The sequence below is a fragment of the Lacisediminihabitans changchengi genome (genome assembly GCF_016634425.1).
GTDB classification, from domain to species: Bacteria; Actinomycetota; Actinomycetes; order Actinomycetales; family Microbacteriaceae; genus Lacisediminihabitans; species Lacisediminihabitans changchengi.
Genome location: NZ_JAEPES010000002.1, coordinates 147,668 through 170,595 on the forward strand (window position 1 = coordinate 147,668; position 22,928 = coordinate 170,595).

At 66.0% G+C, this 22,928-nt stretch carries 23 protein-coding genes and 1 tRNA gene; 18 read left to right on the top strand and 6 right to left on the bottom strand.

What is annotated here, in order from left to right; translation table 11 throughout:
- The first annotated feature begins 238 nt into the window (after positions 1 to 238).
- Positions 239 to 736 carry a hypothetical protein gene (locus IV501_RS06215; protein WP_200555588.1) on the top strand — a complete coding sequence of 166 codons (498 nt, stop codon included), beginning with the start codon at positions 239 to 241 and terminating at the stop codon, positions 734 to 736.
- Positions 737 to 750: 14 nt separating this feature from the next.
- Here the strand turns inward: IV501_RS06215 and IV501_RS06220 are convergent, their stop codons facing one another.
- Positions 751 to 1,302 (bottom strand): thermonuclease family protein, encoded by a 552-nt coding sequence (locus tag IV501_RS06220; protein ID WP_307812212.1) that lies wholly within the window; start codon positions 1,300 to 1,302, stop codon positions 751 to 753.
- Between the two features lie 164 nt (positions 1,303 to 1,466).
- Complete coding sequence (gene deoC / locus IV501_RS06225) at positions 1,467 to 2,150, bottom strand: deoxyribose-phosphate aldolase (RefSeq protein WP_200555589.1); 684 nt, start codon at positions 2,148 to 2,150, stop codon at positions 1,467 to 1,469.
- Between the two features lie 305 nt (positions 2,151 to 2,455).
- Here deoC and IV501_RS06230 point away from each other — a divergent pair, with 305 nt between their 5' ends.
- Entirely contained in the window at positions 2,456 to 3,832 is a 1,377-nt protein-coding gene (locus IV501_RS06230) for an MFS transporter (protein ID WP_200556118.1), read from the top strand.
- Between the two features lie 26 nt (positions 3,833 to 3,858).
- Here IV501_RS06230 and IV501_RS16370 read toward each other — a convergent pair whose 3' ends face one another.
- Positions 3,859 to 4,629 carry a CPBP family intramembrane glutamic endopeptidase gene (locus IV501_RS16370; RefSeq protein ID WP_200555590.1) on the bottom strand — a complete coding sequence of 257 codons (771 nt, stop codon included), beginning with the start codon at positions 4,627 to 4,629 and terminating at the stop codon, positions 3,859 to 3,861.
- 38 nt (positions 4,630 to 4,667) lie between these two features.
- Between IV501_RS16370 and IV501_RS06240 the strand changes: the two genes are divergently transcribed.
- Positions 4,668 to 5,411: a nucleoside triphosphate pyrophosphohydrolase gene (locus IV501_RS06240; protein WP_200555591.1), complete on the top strand. Its 744-nt coding sequence runs from the start codon at positions 4,668 to 4,670 to the stop codon at positions 5,409 to 5,411.
- A 321-nt stretch (positions 5,412 to 5,732) separates the two neighbouring features.
- The gene (locus IV501_RS06245) at positions 5,733 to 6,341 is read left to right on the top strand and encodes a TetR/AcrR family transcriptional regulator (RefSeq protein ID WP_200555592.1); all 609 of its coding nucleotides are present in this window, start codon (positions 5,733 to 5,735) and stop codon (positions 6,339 to 6,341) included.
- 193 nt (positions 6,342 to 6,534) lie between these two features.
- On the opposite strand, the gene IV501_RS06250 is transcribed toward IV501_RS06245, so the two are convergent.
- On the bottom strand, positions 6,535 to 7,896 hold the full coding sequence (locus IV501_RS06250) for an HNH endonuclease signature motif containing protein (protein ID WP_200555593.1): 1,362 nt from the start codon (positions 7,894 to 7,896) through the stop codon (positions 6,535 to 6,537).
- 420 nt (positions 7,897 to 8,316) lie between these two features.
- On the opposite strand from IV501_RS06250, the gene hisS reads away from it, so the two are divergent.
- The 7 genes from hisS (at position 8,317) to IV501_RS06285 (ending at position 15,026) form a co-directional block, all read left to right on the top strand.
- Positions 8,317 to 9,591, top strand: a complete 1,275-nt coding sequence (gene hisS / locus IV501_RS06255; RefSeq protein ID WP_200555594.1) for a histidine--tRNA ligase — start codon at positions 8,317 to 8,319, stop codon at positions 9,589 to 9,591.
- Between the two features lie 97 nt (positions 9,592 to 9,688).
- Positions 9,689 to 10,969 carry a phosphopyruvate hydratase gene (gene eno / locus IV501_RS06260; protein ID WP_200555595.1) on the top strand — a complete coding sequence of 427 codons (1,281 nt, stop codon included), beginning with the start codon at positions 9,689 to 9,691 and terminating at the stop codon, positions 10,967 to 10,969.
- Positions 10,970 to 11,059: 90 nt separating this feature from the next.
- Positions 11,060 to 11,614 (top strand): FtsB family cell division protein, encoded by a 555-nt coding sequence (locus IV501_RS06265; RefSeq protein WP_200555596.1) that lies wholly within the window; start codon positions 11,060 to 11,062, stop codon positions 11,612 to 11,614.
- Complete coding sequence (locus tag IV501_RS06270; RefSeq protein ID WP_200555597.1) at positions 11,611 to 12,135, top strand: DUF501 domain-containing protein; 525 nt, start codon at positions 11,611 to 11,613, stop codon at positions 12,133 to 12,135. The genes IV501_RS06265 and IV501_RS06270 overlap by 4 nt, the downstream gene beginning before the upstream one ends.
- Complete coding sequence (locus IV501_RS06275; RefSeq protein ID WP_200555598.1) at positions 12,135 to 13,388, top strand: S8 family peptidase; 1,254 nt, start codon at positions 12,135 to 12,137, stop codon at positions 13,386 to 13,388. The genes IV501_RS06270 and IV501_RS06275 overlap by 1 nt, the downstream gene beginning before the upstream one ends.
- 13 nt (positions 13,389 to 13,401) lie before the next feature.
- Entirely contained in the window at positions 13,402 to 14,811 is a 1,410-nt protein-coding gene (locus IV501_RS06280; protein ID WP_200555599.1) for an NAD(P)/FAD-dependent oxidoreductase, read from the top strand.
- 141 nt (positions 14,812 to 14,952) lie between these two features.
- Positions 14,953 to 15,026, top strand: a tRNA-Leu gene (locus IV501_RS06285).
- Positions 15,027 to 15,033: 7 nt separating this feature from the next.
- On the opposite strand, the gene IV501_RS06290 is transcribed toward IV501_RS06285, so the two are convergent.
- A complete protein-coding gene (locus IV501_RS06290; protein ID WP_200555600.1) occupies positions 15,034 to 16,236 on the bottom strand; it encodes a site-specific integrase in 1,203 nt (400 codons plus the stop codon).
- Positions 16,236 to 16,847, bottom strand: coding sequence for a hypothetical protein (locus IV501_RS06295; protein ID WP_200555601.1), 612 nt, complete (start codon positions 16,845 to 16,847; stop codon positions 16,236 to 16,238). Before IV501_RS06295 ends, IV501_RS06290 begins: the two co-directional genes overlap by 1 nt.
- A 138-nt stretch (positions 16,848 to 16,985) precedes the next feature.
- Here IV501_RS06295 and IV501_RS06300 point away from each other — a divergent pair, with 138 nt between their 5' ends.
- From IV501_RS06300 to IV501_RS06330, 7 genes are read left to right on the top strand one after another with little or no spacing between them, the layout of a single operon-like run.
- On the top strand, positions 16,986 to 17,180 hold the full coding sequence (locus IV501_RS06300) for a helix-turn-helix transcriptional regulator (RefSeq protein ID WP_234698342.1): 195 nt from the start codon (positions 16,986 to 16,988) through the stop codon (positions 17,178 to 17,180).
- Between the two features lie 39 nt (positions 17,181 to 17,219).
- The gene (locus tag IV501_RS06305; protein ID WP_200555603.1) at positions 17,220 to 17,705 is read left to right on the top strand and encodes a hypothetical protein; all 486 of its coding nucleotides are present in this window, start codon (positions 17,220 to 17,222) and stop codon (positions 17,703 to 17,705) included.
- Positions 17,702 to 18,019, top strand: a complete 318-nt coding sequence (locus IV501_RS06310; RefSeq protein ID WP_200555604.1) for a hypothetical protein — start codon at positions 17,702 to 17,704, stop codon at positions 18,017 to 18,019. The genes IV501_RS06305 and IV501_RS06310 overlap by 4 nt, the downstream gene beginning before the upstream one ends.
- Positions 18,016 to 18,267, top strand: a complete 252-nt coding sequence (locus IV501_RS06315) for a hypothetical protein (RefSeq protein WP_200555605.1) — start codon at positions 18,016 to 18,018, stop codon at positions 18,265 to 18,267. The genes IV501_RS06310 and IV501_RS06315 overlap by 4 nt, the downstream gene beginning before the upstream one ends.
- Entirely contained in the window at positions 18,268 to 18,996 is a 729-nt protein-coding gene (locus IV501_RS06320) for a hypothetical protein (RefSeq protein WP_200555606.1), read from the top strand. It abuts the gene before it with no gap.
- Positions 18,980 to 21,418 (top strand): phage tail tape measure protein, encoded by a 2,439-nt coding sequence (locus IV501_RS06325; protein ID WP_200555607.1) that lies wholly within the window; start codon positions 18,980 to 18,982, stop codon positions 21,416 to 21,418. Before IV501_RS06320 ends, IV501_RS06325 begins: the two co-directional genes overlap by 17 nt.
- A gap of 58 nt (positions 21,419 to 21,476) precedes the next feature.
- A complete protein-coding gene (locus IV501_RS06330; RefSeq protein WP_200555608.1) occupies positions 21,477 to 22,790 on the top strand; it encodes a phage major capsid protein in 1,314 nt (437 codons plus the stop codon).
- Positions 22,791 to 22,928 lie beyond the last annotated feature (138 nt).

Below are 22,928 nucleotides of genomic sequence, written 5' to 3' on the forward strand. Positions count from 1 at the left end.
GAGACGGTGATGCCATCATCGTCACCACCCCCGACGGCACCGAAAAGGTGAAGCGGCTGCGCATCAACCCGACGGTGGAACTGCAGCCGAGCAGTCGCATGGGCACGACGAGGAACATCCGCTTCTCTCGACATCCTCTGTTCTGGACATCCGCTGCTCTCGACATCCGCTGCTCTGGCTGCTAGAACATGAGCAGTGACGTGTCACCCGGGGCTCGTCCCGATCGAACGGTGCGCCGATGCGTCGATCTCGTGCTCTTCCCGTCCTTCCCGCACTTGCCGGTGTCGTCGTGGTCCTCGCGCTGGTGACCGGATGCAGCAGCACCGTGAAGCAGGCGCCGCGGGCACTCGACGACCTCGCTCAGGCCCTCGGGCGGACCCAGTCGGAGACGAAGACGCTCCTCACCACGGTCGAGCCGGATGCTTCCGCCGAGTCGACGGCGAGTCGATGGCTCGGCCTGATCGAGAAATACAAGGATCCCGCTCAGGACGCCTGCAAGGTGACCACCAAAGTGATCACTCTCGTCGGCGATCAACCGGAGGTGCCGGCCACCTTCCCGACCGAATACACCGAGGAGTTGTACCGGGTATCCGCGCTCGATCACAGCCACATGCAGATGGCGCTGCTCAACGGCTACGCGTTTCTTTCGCTCAGCTCGACCAGCCCGTCGCAGAAGGCGACGGCCGATGCGAGCCTCGGCCAGCAGATTCTCAAGGTCGCCGACACGGTGTGTTGAGCCGAGGGGCAGGGCTACCCGCACGCTCCCGAATACAGCCCGACGTTGGCATCCCGAGCCTGTCGTTCGGCAGCCATGATCGCGTCGTACCCAGCGACGTTCGCGCCGTACTCGACCGCGACACCGAGGCCCTCTCGTGCGAGGATCTCGCTGGCATTGCCGCCGTCGGGCGTGATCACCATGGCCAGGGTGCGGCCATACCGGTCGGTCCGTTCGACGTCGTAGGCCAGACCGACGGTCGAGCCCGGAGGGGCGAGCTGTGCCAGTCGTGCGGATGCTTGCGGGCCCATGCATTCGACCGGGCTGTCAGGTTTCACGGTCTCGGGAGTGTCGATGTTGAGCAGGCGGATGCGGGTGGTCACGCCCGCGATAGACACGTCGAGCGTGTCTCCATCGACGAGATGGGTCACTTCGCCGTGATCGGTGACGGCCAGCGCTGAACTCGATACGGATGGAGCGGGGCCGGCGTCGACATCCATATCGAAGCGCGCCCGTGGTGCGACGAGCACCACGCCGACGACCACGGCGACGATCAGCGGCACGAACAGAAGACGCTGCCTAGCCACGGGGAGCTCGGGTCGCCTGGACTCGGGCGGCGGCTGTCGAATGTAAGCCGGTACCCATGCTCGAAAAATACCGTGCTGTGGACACCACCGTAAGCGCCCATTCGGGGGCTAGCTCCGTGGGCGCGGGCCGCGAACCAGCCGACGAAACCCGTTCACGAAACCCGCTAGTACGTGTCGCCGCTGACGACGGCCGGCGCGTTGCCGGCCTCCTCGGCGAGCACCTGGCGAGAGCCCGAGACGCCGAGGCGCGTGGCGCCGGCGGTGATCATCGCTTGTGCGGTCTCGAAGCTGCGGATGCCGCCGCTCGCCTTGACACCGACGCGCCCTGCGACCGTCTCGGAGATCAGCCGCACGGCGTGCTCGGAAGCACCGCCGGCTGGGTGGAAGCCGGTGGACGTCTTGACGAAGTCGGCACCGGCGGCGATCGACGCCTGCGTGACGCCGACGATCTCGGCATCGGTGAGAGCGGCGGACTCGATGATGACCTTGAGGATGAGGGGCGCGGGGATCACGTCGCGAACCGCCTGGATCTGGTCTTGCACGTCGTCGAAGCGACCCTCCTTGGCGGCTCCGATGTCGATAACCATGTCGACCTCGTCGGCACCGCGCTCGATGGACTGTGCCGCCTCGAAGACTTTGGCCTCCGTGCTGTGCTTGCCCGACGGGAAGCCGCAGACCACGGCCACCTTGAGCTTCGACCCCTCGGGCAGCTGCACCGGAAGCATCGACGGCGAGACGCAGACCGAGAAGGTGCCGAGAGCGTCGGCCTCAGCGATGAGCGCAGCGACGTCCTCCCGGGTCGCTTCCGGCTTGAGGAGGGTGTGGTCGATGATCGACGAGATGCTCATGAACGGATCCTTTGGGTCGAGCGCCGTCGACGGAGGACCCCAGGGATCTTTCGTCGAACACGGGCGGAACTGCCTGCAATTCTACGGCGCGGCCCTGGGGTGAGTACGGTGGCCGCACAACGTGCTGATGGCGGGAATGCTTTCGCGGCGCAACGGCTTGGGTTCCGTATGGCGCTGGCGACTGGAGCGTCGCTGACACCTCGAGGATTTTCGTGACTTCTGCTTCTACGCCTTCTTCCACACCGGCATCACCCGCGCTGAACGTCGGCTTCCGCTCTGAGCGTGGCCCGATTCTGATCGCCCTGATGGTCACTACCGGGCTGGTGGCGATCGATTCGACGATCCTCGCGACCGCTGTCCCGTCGATCGTGAACGATATCGGTGGCTTCGCGAGCTTCCCGTGGCTGTTCTCGATCTACCTGCTCGCGCAGGCCGTCTCGGTGCCGCTGTACGCCAAGTTCTCCGACATGGTGGGGCGTAAGCCGATCATCCTCATCGGTATCAGCCTGTTTCTGCTCGGGTCGGTGCTCTGCGGGTTCGCCTGGAGCATGCCGGCGCTGATCGCGTTCCGCGCGCTGCAGGGCCTGGGTGCCGGGGCTGTGCAGCCGATGTCGATCACGATCGCCGGGGATATCTACACCGTGGCGGAGCGGGCGAAGACCCAGGCGTACCTCGCGAGCGTGTGGGCCGTGTCATCCGTGGTCGGGCCGACGCTCGGCGGCGTGTTCTCGCAGTTCCTCAGCTGGCGGTGGATCTTCTTCGTCAACGTGCCACTGTGCATCGTGGCGATCGTCCTGCTGGTCCGGGTCTTCCACGAGAAGATCGAGCGCAGCAAGCACAAGGTCGACTACCTCGGGGCGGCGACCCTGACCGCGGCGCTGAGTCTGCTCATTCTCGCGGTGCTGGAGGGCGGCAACGCCTGGGCCTGGAACTCCGTGCAGAGCATCGGCGCCTTCGCCGTCGGCGCGGCGTTGCTCGTCGCCTTCGTGCTGGTCGAGCGCCGTGCGGCCGAGCCGGTACTGCCGCTCTGGGTGCTGTCGCGACGACTGCTGCTCACGACATCCCTGGTCTCCTTCGGTACCGGAGCGATCCTGATCGGGCTGACGTCGTATGTGCCCACCTATCTTGAGAAGACCACCAATGCCGCGCCGCTGGTGGCGGGGCTCGCGCTCGCTGCGCTGACCATCGGATGGCCGATCTCGGCCTCGCAGGCGGGCCGGCTGTATCTGCGCATCGGTTTTCGTTCGACCGTGCTGATCGGGATGTCGCTGGCCGTGATCGGACCGGTCGCCCTCACCCTCACCAGCGGCTTCCCCTCGGTGTTCCTGGCCGCGGCGTGCTGTGTCGTCACCGGGCTCGGCATGGGGCTCGCGGTCACGCCGAGCCTGATCGCTGCGCAGTCGAGCGTGCTCTGGAACGAGCGCGGTGTCGTTACCGGAACCAACCTGTTCGCCCGGTCGGTCGGCAGCGCGATCGGGGTAGCGATCTTCGGCGCCATCGCCAATGGGGTGCTCTCGGGCTTTTCCGGTGGCGAGAACAACCCGCATGCGGTGCAGACCGCCTCCACCGCGGTGTTCGTCGCAGTCGCCGTTGCGGCGATCGCTACCGTTGCGGCAGCGTTCGCGATGCCGCGGACGACGACCGAGGCGGTTGCCCCGAGTGCGGAGCCCGCGGTCTCCTAGGCCCGAACCCTCCGAGGCCCGAACTCCTATGCGCGAACTCGGGCTACGCCGAACACCAGCACCGGGATCAGCACCAGCGAGCGAAGGTCGATCAACGCGTGGACGACGATCGGCACGATGATCGAACCCGTGCTGAGAAAGAGCAGCATCAGCACCGCCCCGATCACGGTCGATCCGACGATGCCGGGTAGCCCCTGGTAGACGTGCAGCGATCCGAACAACAGGATGCTCGCGATCACTGCCGCGGGCGCGCTTCCGCTGGCGCCGAACACGACCGTCGGCACCGCCAGTCGGAACATCAACTCCTCGACTAGCCCGGCGTTCACCGAGAGCGCGGCGCCGTACCTCAGCTCGGTGCGATTGCGCGGCAGAATCGCTCCGATGTCGCCGATGGTCGGCACGTCGCCGGATTTGCGCGCGAGATAGACCGCGATGACCGTCCCGACGATCAGGGCGATGCCCGCGCCGAGGGCGACGCCGGGGATGAATCCGCCGGTGTCTTCGACCAGTCCTCGCAGCCAGCGAAATGGCGGCCACTCGTTCACGGCGTCGAGAAACAGGGGCAGATAGCGCCAGACCAGCAGCAGGAGAATGACACTCGAGCCACCGAAGACCGCCACCGAGTCGATGAGCCACTTGCGCATCATCCGTTGCCGATTGCGGGTGCGTTCGAAGCGCTTGAAGCGACCGTATTCGCGGCGGTCTTTTCGCACGGCACGCACCGCCAACACCACGACGATCAGCGCCAGGAGAACCCAGAGGATCAGGCGGCTGGCCGGGGCGTCGGGGGAGAGCACGCCCTATTCTGTCCCGATCCTGCTGCGAAGATGGTGTCATGAGCGCAGAGACCCCCGCCGTTCCGCTGCCGGTGAGCACGCCGCATCCGAAACTCGACGAGCTGATCGCCGTCTTGGAGTATCTGCGCTCGCCCGGCGCCTGCGCCTGGGACGCGGAGCAGACCCACGAGTCGCTCGTGCAGTACCTGGTGGAGGAGACGTACGAACTCGTCGACTCGATCGAGAGTGACCCCACGAGGCCGACGCGTCGGGCCGAGCTCATCGAGGAACTCGGCGATGTGCTGTACCAGGTGATCTTCCACTCCGACATCGCCGCGCACACCCCGGGTGAGGACTTCACTATCGAGGATGTCGCGGCCCACATGACCGCAAAGATGATCGGTCGTCATCCCCACGTCTTCGGCACCGTCGACGCGGGGACGGCGGAGGAGGTCGTCGCGCTGTGGGACGTGCAGAAGGGCATCGAGAAGCCGGAGCGCACCAGCGTGCTCGACGGCATTCCGCAGGGGATGCCCTCCCTCGCGCTCGCCGACAAGCTGATCGGTCGTGCGCAGAAGGTGGGCGTGGTAGACACGGATGCTCCGGCGGTCATCCCCGTCGCCGACGAGGAGCAGCTCGGCGGTTTGTTGCTCGCGATCGTCGCGTCGGCGAAGGCGAACGGCCTCGATGCGGAGCGAGCCCTTCGTGGCACGTTGCGCGGCCTGCAGGAGGAGATCCGCGTGGCGGAGGTGGGCGAGGTCGGCGATCCGAACGACGCCGGGATTATCGGCTTCGGGGCGTAGCGCTTACTGCCCGCTCGCGCTAAAGAGGTGGTGCCCCCCTCAACCCGAATGAGGAGGGCACCGTGGCTCGGGTATTCAATTCGCAGGGAATTCCACAGCAAATGAAGTTGCCGAGCCAAGGACAGCGAATTACCCGATCCGCTGCCCAGTCATGAGGTCAATGCCCTGCGTTCGCACGACAATGACGATGTTTGGTCGCTAGAGAAGTTCGGCGTTGAGTGCTCTTTGCTGCGTCCGTTTCGGCACTGGCATACAGGGCGACCGAGAAGAAGTCTACCCACACCCTTCCCTCATACGCAAAACACGCGTTATGTTTATGCGATGTCCCGCACCGCAGACCCGAGCCGCAAACCCGCGCTGCTCGCCCAGGTGCTCGAGTATCTGCTCGATAAACCGCTGGCCACGCTCACTTTTCGCAGCCTTGCCGAGGGGCTGAGCGTCTCCACCTACACGCTGGTGTATCACTTCGGCACTCGTGCGCAGTTGATACACGAGATCGTGACCGGCATCACCGAGCGTCAGGATGTCGTCGTCCGCGCCATCACCGCGGAGCAGGGCGACCTGCAGACTCACCTCGCCAACCTGCGCCACTCCTGGAAGCTGTCGCTCGCGCCGCGCGCGCGACAGTTTCAGCGACTCGAGTTCGAGGCTGCGATGCTCGAGATGCGCGAACCGGGCACGCAGCAAGCATCGCTCGCGATGTTCCATCGCTGGCATCAGGTCGGCATCGACGCTCTGGTCGGGATCGGGCTCGATCAGGATGACGCGGAGATCGAAGCGCGCATGATCACCGACATGATCTACGGCCTTCACTACGACCTGATCGTCAGTCATGACGAGGAGCGCGCGTCTGCCGCATTCGAGCGCGCGATCGACGCCTATGAAGAGCGTCTCATCGCGCTCGTAGGCGACACTCGGCTGAGCGCGTAGCTGGCTTCGCGCTGGGCCTTCGCGCTGCCTCTTCGCGCCGCAGACGCGTTGTGTCGGTCGCCGAGCTGGTGGGCGGGCTGTGCTCCTGCCGGGCGTGTGCGCATCGCGGGCCGCTGGTTTCTGCAACTCCGCGGGTCGCTGGTTTCTGCAACTCCGCGGCGCCGCGCACATCCGCTTCGGCCGCTTACCTCGCTCACATCGCTATCACCACCTTTCCTCCTCGTCGGGGTGTCTGGTCGGGGTCGATCCAGGGTGGCGGAATGAAATACGGCACCCGCTCCCGAAGTTGGATTTCCCACCCGTCGTCGTGGATGCGGTGGTGGTGGAACGAGCACAACGGGATCGCGTTGTCCAGATCCGTTACCCCACCACTGGACCACCACTTGAGGTGGTGCGCTTCGGTATAACTCGGTGGGTGACCGCAGGCCGGGAACGCACACCCGCCATAGGTTTCGGCCAACGCGTGGCGTTGGGCGGGACTGAACAGTCGCCGCGACCTGCCCAGATCCAGGACTTCCCCGGCACCGCCAAGCACAATCGGGATGATGTTCGCATCCGCCGCCAGGATTCGCGCCCGAGTGGCGGAGATCCCGGCATCGATCCCATCGATCTGGGCGGTGCCGAGCCCGGTGACCAACTGGTCGAGGCTCATCCGCACCACCACCGTCACCAGAGGACCACCACCCCCACCAGCACCGCACGTGCAGTTGACCGCCTGCCGGAACAGGTCTTCGGCCGCGTCGGCGCGGCGGTGCGGCATGGTCCGATCATCACTGTCGACCAACCCGGTGTCGGCCAATGCGGCCGGTGCCGCGGATTCGGGAACCCTGTCGCGGGCAGCCCGCAGCTGCTCACTCACGAGCTGGTCGATGCCGGCGCGTACCAGCCCTGCGGTTTCTGGGGGCATCACCCAGACCAGACGCACCATCCCATCCGGTTCAGTCACCCACGACAGCGCCCGCCGCCCGCGGCGGATCACATCCCGCGGTTCGGCACCGTCCTCATCCAGTCGGTCCCGCACCTGCCGGGCCACCCCGTGCACCTGCTTCACCGTCAACCCGGGCGCGTGCTCCACCAGCAGTCGCTCACCGGCAAGCCTGGCCTCGGCCGAGCAGAATGGGGCGGCCAGGTCCAGTTCCCGCACGATCACCGCGCCCGCCTCCACCCCGACCGACCCGGCGGCGATCGCCTCGCCCACAGCCGGGTATCGGGCCGGCAATAGCGAGCCGTCCAAGGCGGTCCGTTGCCGCGTTGCCAGACCCACCTCACACAGCCTGGTTGCTTCGGCGACGCTGATCTGCCACAGCTCGGCCAGATAGGAGCCGGGTCGGGCATGTCCGGCCCGGCGCGCCATAGCCTCGCCGCCGCGGTGGGCAGCGGACAAGTCCGCAAGTTCTCCCGCAACTGCAACCCGGAGCGTATCGATGCGGCGCTGCACCGCCGCCAGATCCCCGATCAACTGCAACAGCATGCCGGGTTGGTCAACGATCGTGTCGTCCCACGCCTGCGCCAGGGCCGCGACGTGGGCGGCCAATGCGTCGGTGGAGACCTTCATGACCCGATTGTTGCAGCGACCACCGACATTCGAGTCGGCACCAATAATGCTGACCAGACCCTGTTTATAACCCACCACACCGGGCTACCTGTGGAGGAGAAGAGGGCCGCACTTCGACACGCTCAGGGACCGAAATACTGCCGCCCTTCGACACGCTCAGGGACCGAGGCGGCCGCCCGTCGACACACTCACGGACCGCGAACAGTACCCGCCCCGGCGTCCACCACTGCCGGTGCATCGCGCCACGCTCCGCCCGCCACGCTCCGCCCGCCTGAAGCGCCACGTTCCGCCCGCCTGAAGCGCCACGTTCCGCCCGGCTGAATCGCCAAGCTCCGCCCGCCTGAAGCGCCACGCTCCGCCCGCCCCGCCCGAACACCCCGCCTGAAGCACCACGCTCCGCCCGCCTGAAAGAATGGACCCATGGCAACCCAGGTGAACCCGCCCCGCGGGATGCGAGACTTCCTGCCCGCAGAGAAGAAGCGACGCGAGCACGTGCTGTCCGTCATCCGTTCGGTCTATGAAGCGCACGGCTTCGAGGAGATCGAAACCCCCGTCATGGAGGACTCCGAGCGCCTGCACGCCGGCCTCGGCGGCGACAACGAGAAACTCGCCTTCGGGGTGATGAAGCGCGGTCTCACCGCTGACGACCTGTCCAGCGCCACCGAATCGCTCGACCTGGTCGACCTCGGCCTCCGTTTCGACCTCACCGTTCCGCTCGCCCGTTTCTACGCCAGCCACCGGGCCGAGCTGCCGACGGTGTTCCGCTCGATCCAGATCGCGTCGGTCTGGCGTGCCGAGCGTCCGCAGAAGGGGCGCTACCGCCAGTTCATCCAGGCCGACATCGACATCATCGGGGAGCCGGGCGCGCTCGCCGAGATCGAGCTGATGACCGCGACGGGCGCCACACTCTCCGCCCTCGGCCTCACCGGCTGGACGATCCGTGTCAACGACCGCCGACTGCTGTTCGGCATGCTCGAGGCTCTCGGCTTCGACCCGGCCGACTACGACTCGGCCCTGATCACCATCGACAAGCTGGACAAGATCGGCCAGGGCGGCGTCGTCGCCGAACTGCGCGAGAAAGGCCTGCCCGGCGACGCGCTCGAGACCTTCTTCCGCCGCCCGCAGACCATGGAGTTTCTGCCGTTCGGCGAGCGTGCCATCGCCAAGGCCCTGCCCGCGGGCGTCGACCCGGTCGCAATTGCCGAGCTCGCTGCCATCGGCCTCGCTGTCGACGAGGGCAAGGGCGCACCGGTCGTGCAGTTCGACCCCTTCCTCGTGCGCGGCATGGGCTACTACACCGGAACCATCTTCGAGATCGCACACCCGTCGTCCACCAGCGCGCTCGGTGGTGGCGGTCGCTACGACGGCATGATCGGCCGCTTCCTGGGAACGGATGTCCCCGCCGCCGGCTTCTCCATCGGCTTCGAGCGCATCGTCGATCTGCTCGAGCTTCCCGACGATACGACGACGGATGCTGTCGCGCTCCTGTACGACGCCGACGTCGAGTTTCCCACGCTCATGGCGCTCAAGGCCGGCCTCATCGCGGAGGGGAAGCGGGTGCGGCTGGAGAAAGCGCCCCGCAACGTCAAGCCGCTGCTGGCGCAGCTGGCGGCATCCGGATACGGATCGGTGGCATCGGTGAAAGCCGACACCACGGGCACGGGCGACCTCGCCTTCCGACCCCTCGGAAGTTAGGGAGGACACCGCGCCCGAGTAAGATTGCGGACGCATTGTCGGCTCGCGTCTGAGCGGTCGACAGCACAAGTCGGACGATCTGAAGGAGACCCCCGTCGTGGCATTGATCGAGGCAGTTGGCGCTCGCGAAATTCTGGATTCTCGGGGCAACCCGACCGTCGAGGTCGAGGTTCTGCTCGACGACGGTGTCGTCGCCCGTGCGGCCGTGCCCTCCGGCGCGTCGACCGGTGCATTCGAGGCCTACGAGCTGCGCGACGGCGACAAGAATCGCTATGGCGGCAAGGGAGTGGAGAAGGCCGTCGACGCCGTCATCGACGTGCTCGGCCCGGCTATCGAGGGCTTCGACGCCACCGACCAGCGACTGATCGACGCCGAGATGATCGCGCTCGACGGCACCGAGAACAAGAAGAAGCTCGGCGCGAACGCCATCCTCGGCGTCTCGCTCGCCGTCGCGAAGGCCTCGGCCGACTCGCTCAACCTGCCGCTGTTCCGCTACCTGGGTGGCCCGAACGCACACACCCTGCCGGTGCCGATGCTCAACGTGATCAACGGCGGCGCGCACGCAGACACCAGTGTCGACATCCAGGAGTTCATGATCCTGCCGATCGGCGCCGAGACCTTCAGTGAGGGCTTGCGTTGGGGCGTCGAGACCTACCACGCGCTCAAGGCGCTGCTGCACTCGAAGGGCCTGTCGACCGGCCTCGGCGATGAGGGTGGCTTCGCCCCCGACCTCTCCGGTGGACGCGCGGCGCTCGACCTGCTCGTCGAGGCGATCACCTCGGCCGGCTTCACTCCGGGCAAGGACATCGCGCTCGGCCTCGACGTCGCCTCGACCGAGTTCTTCGACAAGGGCGTCTACAACTTCGAGAAGCAGCAGCTCTCGGCCGCTCAGCTCACCGACTACTTCGTCGGCCTGGTGAGCGACTACCCGCTGGTCACGATCGAAGACCCGCTGGCCGAAGACGACTGGGAGGGCTACGCGCACCTCACCGAGCAGCTCGGCTCGCGGGTGCAGATCGTCGGCGACGACCTGTTCGTGACCAACCCGAAGCGCCTGCAGCAGGGCATCGACCAGAAGGTGGCCAACTCCATCCTGGTGAAGGTCAACCAGATCGGTACCCTCACCGAGACGCTGGATGCCGTGGCCTTGGCCCAGCGCAGCGGCTACACCGCGATCCTGTCGCACCGCTCCGGTGAGACCGAAGACACCACGATCGCCGACCTCGCGGTGGCGACGGATGCCGGACAGATCAAGACCGGCGCCCCCGCCCGTAGCGACCGGGTTGCCAAGTACAACCAGCTCCTGCGCATCGAGGAGGAGCTCGGCGACGCGGCGGTCTACGCCGGTCGCAGCGCCTTCCCCCGCTTCCAGGGCTAGCACGCCGCTGGTTGAGTAGCGCCCGCGCTACTCAACCAGCGCACGCTTGTCGAAGGAGCATTTTCAGAAACCCCACTTAGGCTCATCAGCATGGCGAGAACCCCGCGGAGTGCACATCCGAAGACTCCGCGTATCCGCACCGAGCGCGTGGCAGTGCGGATGCCGGAAGAGGGCGCGCACGGACAGTGGCTTCGCAGCATCCGTCTTTCCGGGTTCACCATCATCGCCCTCGGTCTGATCGTGCTCGCGGTCGTGGTGCTCGCCCCCAGCCTGCGCATCTACATCGAGCAGCGTCAGCAGATCGCCGCACTTCAGGCCGCTGTTCAGGACGCGAAGAACTCTGTCGGCGAATTGAAGCAGCAGAACGCCCGCTGGGACGACCCGACCTATATCGAGGCCCAGGCCCGGGAGCGCCTCGACTACGTCTTCCCCGGCGACTTCAGCTTTCTGGTGATCGACGACGGAGCCACCGCACCCGCGACCACCGCGCAGCCGATCAGCAAGGACATCCAGACCACCAAGGTCGACTGGGTGCAGTCGATGCTCTCCTCGGTTTTCACCGCCGGACTCAGCGACGCCCCCCGCAACGAACTCATCGCGCCGACGATCGGCGTTCCCACCCCGACAGGCAGCCCCACACCATGACCACCCCGCCCTTCGACGCCCCCACCGACGACGACATCGCGACCGTCTCGCACCAGCTCGGGCGCCCTGCCCGCAACGTGATCGGCATCGCCGCACGTTGTGTCTGCGGCAATCCAACGGTCGTCTCGACCAGTCCGCGACTGGCCGACGGAACGCCATTCCCGACCCTGTACTACCTGTCGCACCCGGCTGCCACGGCGGCGATCTCGACCCTCGAAGCGAACGGCGTCATGACCGAACTCGCCGCGCGACTCGACGAGCCGGCTGTGGCCGAGGCCTATGCGGCAGCCCACGCCGCCTATCTCGCCGACCGGGAGGGGATCGACCACGTCGAGGAGATCGCCGGCATCTCCGCGGGTGGCATGCCGGTGCGGGTCAAGTGCCTGCACGCCCTGGCCGGGCACGCCCTCGCCGCCGGTCCCGGGGTGAACCCGATCGGCGATCTCGCCCTCGAACTGGCCGCCTGGTCGCCCCTGGTGTGCGAGTGTGCCGACTACTCCCTCGAGTCCACCGGCAGCTGATGTCGAAACGGGGGCGTCGGGGGGCGGTGGTGATCGCGGTGGTCTTCGGACTCTTCGCGTCCCTGCTCGTCGCTTCCCCGGCATCCGCCGACAGTATTCGCGATCGCGAGTATTGGCTCAGCGACTACGGCTTCACCGCGGCCTGGAACACCACACGCGGCGCCGGGGCGACCGTCGCGGTGATCGACACCGGCGTCGATGGCTCGGTGCCCGACCTGGTCGGCGCCGTGACCGGAGGAACGGATGTCTCGGGCGTCGGTTCCCCGAACGGCCAGACCCCGGTGGGCGACGACAACGCTCACGGCACCATGGTCGCCTCGATGCTGGCGGGTCGAGGCCATGGAAGCGGAGCGGGAGTGATCGGGGTGGCTCCGGCCGCGAACATCCTCGCCGTCTCGGTCGGTTTCGGCGTCGGTGCCGTCGACTCAGACGATCAGATCGCCCAGGCGGTGCGGTGGTCGGTGGATCACGGCGCCGACATCATCAACATGTCGCTCACCCGCAACACCCTGGACTGGCCGCCGAGCTGGGACGCGGCGTTCCTCTACGCGATGCAGCACAACGTGATCGTCGTCGCCGCTGCCGGCAACCGGGGGAGTGGCACCACCGAGGTGGGTGCTCCGGCCACGATGCCTGGCGTCGTGGTCGTCGCCGGTGTCGATCGCAACGGTAAGGCGAGCTTCGACGCGTCGTCGCAGGGCATCACCCTCACCGTCTCCGCCCCGAGCGAGGATCTCGTCGGCGCTGGCCCCGGCAGCGGATATTTCCAGTGGGCCGGCACGAGTGGGGCGACGCCCATCGTGTCTGGGCTGCTCGCGCTCATCGTCGCCGCGCATCCCGGAATCTCGGCCGGAAACGCGATCAACCGGCTGACCGCCACCGCGAGGCCCGCTGGCGACGCCATCGTCTATGGCAGTGGGCTGATCGACGCGGCTGCGGCCGTGACCGCGAACGTGCCGAGCGTGAGGACGAATCCGGCCGACGATCTGAAGGAATGGATCCGTCTCAACCGGCGCGCGGAGGCCACTGCCCAGCCGGCGCCCAGCACCACCGCGAAGCCCACGAAGGTGCCAGAAGCGGGTGCCGCACCGGTGTCGCCGTTCGGATCGGTGCTTCCCTCGATCGGAGCGCTGCGGGATGCCGGACTGCCGCTCGTCATCTACCTGGTATTCGCCGGGCTACTCTCGCTGGTCATCCGTGGCGCGGTGCGGGCGCGACGGGGGCAGACGTCAGGGAGAACCCAGGGCAAGTAGTAGATTATAGGTCGTGCCCAAAATCCTCATCGTTGGCGGCGGTTACGCCGGTTTCTACACAGCCCTGAAGCTCGAGCGCCAAATGCGGCCTGGCGAGGCCGAGGTCGTCATGGTCGACCCGCTCCCTTATATGACCTACCAGCCCTTCCTGCCGGAGGTCGCTGCGGGCTCTATCGAGCCCCGTCACGCCGTCGTTTCGCACCGTCGTCACCTCAAGACCACCGAGGTCATCACGGCCAAGGTCACGAAAATCGACCACGCCACCAAGACCGCGACGATCACGCCGCCCATCGGTGAGCCCTGGGACATCCAGTACGACATCATCGTCGTCACCGCCGGTGCCGTGTCGCGCACTTTCCCGATCCCGGGCGTTGCCGACGAGGCGATCGGTCTCAAGACCATCGAAGAGGCGATCGCCATCCGCGACCGCGTTCTCACCAACTTCGACCGCGCGGCGAACCTGCCCGCCGGCCCCGAGCGCGATCGTCTGCTCACCTTCACCGTCGTGGGCGGCGGCTTCGCCGGAATCGAGATCTTCGGCGAACTGCGCAGCTTCGCCAGCGCACTGCTGCCGAAGTACCCGACGCTGAAGTTTGAAGACACGCACTTCCACCTCATCGAGGCGATGGGCCGCATCATGCCCGAGGTGTCGCTCAAGACCAGCCTCTGGGTGATCAAGAATTACGCCGAGCGTGGCGCTGAGATCCACCTCAACACGCAGCTCTCCTCCGCCGTCGGCGGCAAGATCGAGCTGTCGACCGGCGAGAGCTTCGAGTCCGACCTCATCGTCTGGACCGCGGGCGTCATGGCAAACCCGGTTCTTCGCAACACCGACCTGCCGACAGAAGAGCGCGGTCGCCTGCGGGTGCAGGCCGACCTCCGTGTCATCAACGATGACGGCGTGGTTGCCGACGCCTGGGGTGCCGGCGATGTCACGGCGACTCCCGACCTCACCGGTGGTGGCGTCGGCGGCTTCACCGTGCCGAACGCCCAGCACGCCGTTCGCCAGGGCAAGACGCTGGCGAAGAACCTACTGGCGAGCATCCGCGGCGAGGGTCTCCACGACTACTTCCACAAGAACATCGGTGCCGTAGCCGGCCTCGGTCTCTACGTGGGGGCGTTCCAGTCTGGCAAGTTCGCCGTGACCGGTCTGCTCGCCTGGTTCATGCACCGCGGATACCACGGCCTCGCCGTGCCGATGTGGGAGCGCAAGACCCGGGTGTTCACCGTCTGGATCCTCAACTTCCTGCTCGGCCGCGACATCGTGTCGATCGAGGCACGCGAGTTCCCACGTCTCGCCTTCGAGACCTTCGCATCGCGCCCGAAGCCGGCCGTCGAGGCGCCAGCCGAGGCTGCGGCCCCGGCCGCGCCGGCCGCGCCGAAGAAGGCACCTGCGGCACGAAAGGCTCCCGCCGCGAAGTAGTCACATTCGGGCCGATTGTGCCCGTTTGAGCCGATTGTGCCCACTCGAGCAGGCACATTCGCCGCAAACGGGAACAATCACGGCGGGATGACCCGCCGCGCGCATCCGACCCGGTCTCGAGCATCAGTAGTGTTGACGGGGGCCCCCATAGCCCAATCGGCAGAGGCGCTCGACTTAAAATCGATTCAGTCAGGGTTCGAATCCCTGTGGGGGCACGCTGATTTAGCGGCCAACTTCCCCGTAAATACTGGGATGTAGGGGGGTTGGCTCCCCGCTCGTAGCCCGCCGTGGCAACATTTTGGCAACATTTGAATTCGCTTCAGCATCGTGCAGAGCATCGGCAACGGCGTCTAGATCGTCATCGAACAGGTCGGCGTAGGTGTCGAGGGTCATCGCTGCGGAGGCGTGGCCGAGCATCCTTTGCACTGCTTTCACGTTCGCCCCGGCCGAGATAGCGAGGCTCGCCGCGGTGTGGCGCAGGTCGTGCGGGGTGACGCGAGGAAAGTCGGCATCGGCTGTCATTGCATCGGCGACGGCGGCTGCAAACCACCCGTCGCCGTGGCTCGGCGTGCGGACGTAATCTCGGCCGTTGCCGAACAAAAGTTCGAGAGAGCTCTTGCCCTCAGCGGCTCGAGCGAGCGGAATCGACAGGAACAGCGGGAACGGCACCGAGCGGGCCTCGTGCGTCTTCGGCGTGCCAACCTCGATTCGCCCGCCAACGCGCACGGCGTTCTCTCGCACGTTCAGCCGACGCCGCAGCGCGTCGAGGTCGCGGACGCGCAGACCGACCACCTCGCCCCAGCGCAGTCCCGTGTAGGCGAGCGTACGAATCATCGTGCCGTGATCCCCGGCGTTGTCGGCGAGCAACCGCACCCGCTCATGCGTGAGGTAGACGCGGGCCTTTTTGCCCTTGCGAGGGAGGGAGACTCCGCGCGCGGGATTGGTCGCGAGTCGGCGATCGCGCGCCGCGACATCGAGGATGCTTGCGAGCACACCATAGGCGCGCAGCACGACCGTTGCAGAGCGCGGGCCGGGTAGCTTGGCGTGTGCAGTCTTCGCGGTTCCCTGCCCCATTTGCGCGATCCAGGTCTGAACGTCACTGTGTCGAATGTCAGCGATCGCCGTGCTGCCCCACCGGGGCAGCACGTAGAGGCGTAAAGCGATTTCAACTGGCTCGAGCGATGACGGTTTCAGGTGAGTCTGTGAGGCGAGCCATGTCTCGGCGAGCGTCTGCACTGACACGCGCCCGTCGCTCGCGTTTACGAACTCCCCGCGGCTCTTGGATATCTCCACCGATGCGAGAAAGAGCTCGGCATCGCGTTTGGTTCTGAAACCGCGCTTGCTCGTCTGTGAGTGATCGGGCTTCCGGTAGAGCACCCGATAGCGCTTGCCCTCGGTCGTCGCGTAGGACGTGACGGTGCCCATTAGCGCAGCAGGTCGAGCGAAGCCCGGTCTTGCGCGAACCCGGGCATATCGTCGTACTCGGGCTGCACTCCCAGCGGGCTTAGCAGTCCCCGATCCCTCGCGCGGCGAATCCACACCGACGCTGTGGGGGCGGGGATTCCGATGCTTTCCTGTACTGCACGGGCGGGCTGCATGCTCAGAGCTTCGGCGCGCGCGTAGAACCGAGCAACCCACGTGAGGGTGGCTAGGTCGGACGGACCCGCAAATCTGATTTCGGCCGCGCGCTTCTCGCTGAGGGTGGGCGGCATGTAACCGTCTGCTGTCTCGACACTCTCGGCGGTGCCGATCGCGTCCATCAGTCCGCGGCGAAGGAACTCTTGAACCCTGACCGAACGCAGCGCGACCGCGTTGACATCATCGCCGGGTGCGCGTCTTCGAACCTCAATGGAGTCCACAACATAGCGGTGCGCGGCTAGGTCAAATACGGCGAGCAGCACGAAATCGACGCTTGTTCCAGGTTCGTCTTCAACCTCGATCCGCACATAACGAGGGAACACGAGGTCTGGGAGCGCCGAAACCTTGGAGAGTTTCGACCCCGATGAGAACTCAGCAAACGACGTGGCAACTGTCATGGGTTCAACGTTAGCGCGAATTGTCTTAGTTTGTCGCGATTCAATATCGAATGATGACGAGTGACATTTGACACGGCTCTATCGGTATGGATAGATTCTCAATCGCACCCAGCCGATAGCGAAGAAATGAGGGCACTCATGGGAAAGCTGCTCAAACCCAAAGACATCACGGAAATGACCGGGATTGCGACGGGCGTGCTCGCGCAGCGCCGGTTCCACGGCCTGCCGCCGACCTTCCTCAAGCCAACTCCGAAGACGGTTCTTTACCGCGAGGAAGACGTAAACGCCTGGCTCGAGGCATCCGCAAAGACCATCACCGGCGACGCTGCCTAGCTCGCCGCCCCGACCCCCACACCCGAAAGGCACAACATCATGACGAACATCTTCGGCAACGCCGAGAGCATCTTCTACCCGGCCGATCCCGCGATCGGAGGGAGCGCTTTCCATCAGGTCACGCTCTCGGCTGATGAGGTCGACATCTTCCTCGACAACAGCGAGGGAGCGGCCGGTACATGGACGGTGAGCACCACCCGTCTTGAGGGGCTGACGCCGACGAAGCTGCGCAACCTCGCCGAGCGCCTGGCAACGGCAGCGACGGTCTGCGAGCGGCTGTCGGGCGTGTCCCGGTCGAACGCTGAGGACGGCCTAGACCAGATTCGCGACCTCATCGCCGAGCTCAATACGGACGCGATCGAGGTAGCAGCGGAGCACCGTGTCGATCGGGTCGACGTGGAACTGAACGAGGACGGAGCCGCCGTCGCAGTGCATTGGGTCGGGGCGTCGAGTGACGAAGACCGCATGCTCGAGGACATCGCTACGGCTGTCGAGAGCGCCGAGTTCGTAGAGGCGCACGGTTGAAGCGCGCGGCGCGCTCTGAGCTCGCGCCGCCTGCCGATCCGGACATTCGAGCAGCCGAGAGGCTGACGGCTGACGAAGCAGGCAGCATCGGTCTTGCCTCGGTCCCGACGTTCGCGATCCTGTGCGAGACAGCGGACGGTCAGAAGGTCACCATGTACGGCACCGACATGGAGTACTTCGCTCTCTTCGAGGCGGCGGTCGAGTCTCACCGGAGAGGCGACGCAGCACCCCAGCTAATCACGCTCCGCACCGATCGGCTCGCCTTACACGGCTACGGCTGGCCTTCCATCATCAAGCTAGAAGATGCCCGGTGAGGGAGCGCAAGCGCAGCGGGCGGATGCAACCCCGCTCGGTCGACGCGGAGTTCGCGGGCACGCTGCTGATCAGAGTTGCACCACTACTCAGCACACCGCCAAACCACCTTGTTCGGATCGAGGGCGCGATCGAACTCGACCTGATGCCGTTCGAGGCTCGCCGGCTCGCTCGAGCGCTGGACGCGGCATCGCGCCGGGCCGAGGAACGCACGATCGAAGTCACTCCGCAGCCTCTCGGTGGCCTCTGAATGGTGATGTCGCGGTACCGCGTGGTCAAGTCGCAGTTCTTTTCCTCGGAGGATGTCATCGCGCTCTCGATTCCTGCGCGTCTGACGTTTATCGGCCTGTGGGCGTACGCCGACGACTACGGGAACGGCAACGCAAATCCGAAGCTGATCAAGGCAGCAGTTTGGCCGATGGATGAGGAAATCACCGTCGCCGAGGTCGACAAACACCTCAACGCGCTCCACGCGGGCGGGCAGATCAGCTTCTACGAGGTCGATGACCGCATGTACTTCGCGGTGACGGGATGGAAGACGCATCAGAAGGTCGATCGCCCGTCTCTGACGACCGTTCCGATGCCCCCCAAAGAAACCTCGCGAGACACTCGCGAGAGCCTCGCGCATGCAAGCGCGAGTGACTCGCGAGGGGATCGCGAGAGCCTCGAGCAGTCCCTCGCGAGTGTCTCGCGGGGGACTCGTGGCAGAGGAGAGAGGAAGGGAGAGGGAGAGGGCGAGCCGAGCGAGTGGGAGCCGAGAGAGAGCGGCGAGCGGGAGTGGGGAGAGAGCCCCTCGCGAGCCGACGACGTGCCGGGTCTGCCTCCCTCGCCGTTCTGCTCGAGACACCAGCCTCACGGCGCCCCAGGGCCATGTCGGAACTGTGGCACTGCTCGACTCGCCAACCAGGCGTGGAAAGACCAGCAACTCGCAGACATGTTTGCGGGCGAATCACCTGACGAATTTGGAGAAGACGATTAGCGCGAAAGACTTTGTAGTCAACATCCTCGGCGACACGGCCGGCGTCGATAAGACGTTCGCGACGTTCGAGAAGCACGCGGGGAAAGTCGCGGCGGGTGTCGCGCTGTCGTTCGCTGCGGTCAAGGTCGGCGAGCTCATTTCGGGCAACATGGACATTGCTCAGGGGCAGGCCAAGCTCAAAGCTCAGCTAGGCACCTCGGCGCAGGACAGCGGCGAGCTCGGCACCGTCGCGGGGCAGGTATGGGCCAAGGGGTTCACCGGCAGCATGGATGAGGTCAACGACGGCATCGCCGCGGTGACCCGCAACGTCGGCGACGTGGGCGACATCGGTGCTGACGCCATGAACAAGATCACGACCAAGGCGCTCGTCACGGCCAAGGTGTTCGATCAGGATGTAGGACGCACGACGGCCGCGGTAGGCAAGATTCTCAAGGCCGGCCTCGCGCCCGACGCCGACGCAGCGTTCGACATCATCGACGCCGGGCTGCAGAGCAACGCGAACGAGGCCGACGACCTGCTCGACACGTTTACCGAATACTCCACCGAGTTCCGACAGTTGGGCCTCGACGGGCAGACCGCACTCGGGCTGATCAACCAGGGACTGACTGCCGGCGCGCGAAACGCCGACATCGTGGCTGACGCGCTCAAGGAGTTCGCGATTCGCGGTCAGGGCGCAGTCATCAAGTCGACCGTCGACCAGGCCACCGCGACGGCTCGGGCGCAGGCGGCGGGTGAGAGCCTGGCGCGTGCGCAGGGCGACGAGCTCCGCGCGCAGCAATCGCTGAACGACGCTCGCAAGGATGCCGCCGACCGGCTGAGCGACATGTCGGATCAGTTGGTGTCGGCGCAACTCGGCGAACGCGGTGCAACTCTCGCTGTGCAACGGGCGCAGGAGAACCTGACCAAGACCATTCGCGACAAAGACTCGACCGGCCTCGACCGCGACGAGGCGCAACTCGCTCTCGAGAACGCAGAGCAGGCGCTCAAGGAGCAGAAGCAATCTGTCATCGACCTCGCCGCGGCGAAGGCCGACGCCGACGCGAAGGGAGTCGACGGCAGCGAGCAGGTCGTCACCGCACAGCGCGCCGTGGTCGACTCCCACAAAGCGACCACGGTCGCGCAGAAGGAGAATGCCGCAGCGCAGACCGACTCCCGCGTGACGCTCACGGCCCTCGGGCTGGCATACAAGTCGATCGGGGTCGACGGGGTAAAGGCGCAGGAAGCAATTGCCGCGGGCGGGCCGGGTGCGAAGCAGGCGCTCGAGGACGTGCTCAACGGGCTGCGCGGGGTGGAAGACCCTGCACAGCGCAGTGCCCTCGCCGTGACGTTCTTTGGCACCAAAGCCGAGGACATGCAGCAGGCGCTCTACGCGCTCGATCCGAGCAAAGCAGTCGACGGGCTTGACGACGTGACCGGCGCGTCTCAGCGCATGGTCGACAGCATCGCGGACGGCCCGAAAAGCAAAGTCGACGGCATGAAGAACGCATTTAACAATTGGGCGTCGAGCATGGTATCGACCGAAGGGCCAGTCGGCGACGTAGCGGCCGGCCTCATGGCCTTCGGGCCGGGCGCTGCAACCGTCCTAGGCGCCATTGCCCCGCTCGTCACCCTCACCGCCGCGCGGATCGCGGGAACGGCAGCCACAGCGGCCAACACCACGGCAACCGTCGCCAACAGCGCGGCATGGTACGCAAGCCCCGTCACGTGGATCGTGCTCGCAATCGTCGGCGCGATCGCCCTCCTGATCCTGGCAGCGGTCCTCATCGTCAAGAACTGGGGCGGCATATCGAAGTGGTTCGGCGAGCTCTGGCAGAACATCATCGTCGGCGTCAAGGCGTTCGTCGGGTGGCTCTGGGACGCCTTCACTACGTTTACGCCCCTCGGCATCATCATCAAGAACTGGGGCGCGATAACGGATTTCTTCAAGGGATTCTGGGACGGCCTCGTGAAAGGCGCGACGGACGGCGTGCACTGGATCGGCGACCGCGTGAGCGCGATCGTCGGATTCTTCACCTCGATCCCCGATCGAGTCGGTGACGCCTGGAACGGTCTGATCGGGCTGGTGCGCGACGTGATGCTGCACGTCACGAAATTCGCAGTCGAGGCGTGGAACAACACGCTCGGCGGGATGTCGTTCGATATGCCCTGGATTCTCGGCGGCGCGCACATCGCGTTCCCCAAGCTCAAGGTTCCGATGCTCGCCGAGGGAGGCATCGTCTCAAGTCCCACCCTCGCGCTCATCGGTGAAGCCGGCCCCGAGGCCGTGGTGCCTCTCAGTCGCTACAACGGCGGCGGGGGCGGCGATGCGTCGGTAGACGCGATTGTCGAAGCGCTCGAGCGGGCGCACATCCGTACCGAGGTCAACCTCGACGGCAGGCGACTGGTCAAAGCGCTCGACACCACCAACTCGGAGAAGCGCTAACACACAAGTTTCCGCGGCGCCCGTCGCGGATCACCCCGAAAGAAAGAAGACCAACACAATGGCATCGATCAAAGAGAACTACCGCAACCTTCTGGACGAACGGAAGGCCGCATGGGAGAAGGACGGCGCGCCGCTCGCAGAAATCGCCGCGGCCCGAGATTTCACGCCTGATGAGACGCGTCGATTTGATGACGCTGAGAGCACGTTTCTCGCTTACTCGGCGCGGCTCAAGGCGCTCGACAACACGATGGAGCAGGAGCGGCAGATCGCGGAGTTCTCCGAGCAGCTCGCGGGCGGTGAGCAGCGGGTCGCACCGGGCACGACGTGGATCAACACGGACACCGGCCGGGAGGCCTCGCTACGGTCCAATCAGTCGTTCCTCTCGCACCCGGCCGCACGGTCGCGCGACGACAGCGGAGACGGGGCGCTGGCGCAGTACGGCAACCTCGGCGAAATGGTTCGAGCACTCGCCACGGCTGGCACCGGCTCGGCGGTCGTGCCCACCACGTGGAGCGGACAACTGATCGACCTCGCTCGGTCCAAATCGGCAGTCGCACAGGCCGGTGCCACGATTGTCCCAATGAACGCCAAGACCGTGAATATCGGTCGTCTTACGGGCGACCCGACCGCTGCGTTCCGTGCCGAGAGCTCAGCGATCACGGCGAGCGATCCGACGTTCGACAATGTGACGCTGAGCGCCAAGACTCAGAGCGCATTGGTGAAGGGCTCTCTCGAGTGGTTCCAGGACGCCGACAACGCCGAGTCGGTCGTCGTCAACGCCATGGCGCAGGCGATTGCGTCGAACCTCGACCTGAACGCGCTGTACGGCGGTATCACGGCGGGAGCCGGGACGATCAGCCTCGCGACCCCGCCCAACCCGCGCGGCATCCTCGCAGCCCTGACCGCAACCAAGGCCGCGAACGTGATCGGCGGCGCCACCAACGGCACCGCGCAGACGACCGGGAGCTACTGGTCGGAAATCCTCGATCTGATCTACACCGTGCTGAACGGCAACGAGACGCCGAACGCGCTGATCTGGTCAAGTAAGCTGGCGCAGCAGTACTCGAAGGCCACGGACACCACCGGGCAGCCGCTCAAGCGCCCGTCCGACGTGGAAGACCTGTCTCGGTTCGTCGTCAACCGCATCCCGTCGTACACGCAGGGAACGATGGTCAACCGTGCGAGCGACGCGTTCGCGGGCGACTGGTCGCAGCTTCTCATCGGCCAGCGTCTCGGCATCACGTTGCAGGTGCTCAACGAGCGGTTCGCAGACACCGGAGAAATCGGCATCGTCGCCCACTGGCGCGGCGACATCCAGCCCGCCCGGCCCGGCGCATTCGCGGTCTACCGCAGCTTGCAGGCCGCGGCGTGAGTCAGTCTCGAGACGCGGGCGCGCTGCGCAGGGCCGCGAGGGAACGGCTGTACGGCGAGTCTGATCGTCTCGGGATTGATCGGGACGAAGCGCACGAGGTGCTGCTTGGCGAAGGTGGTCCGTCGATCGATGCCACTC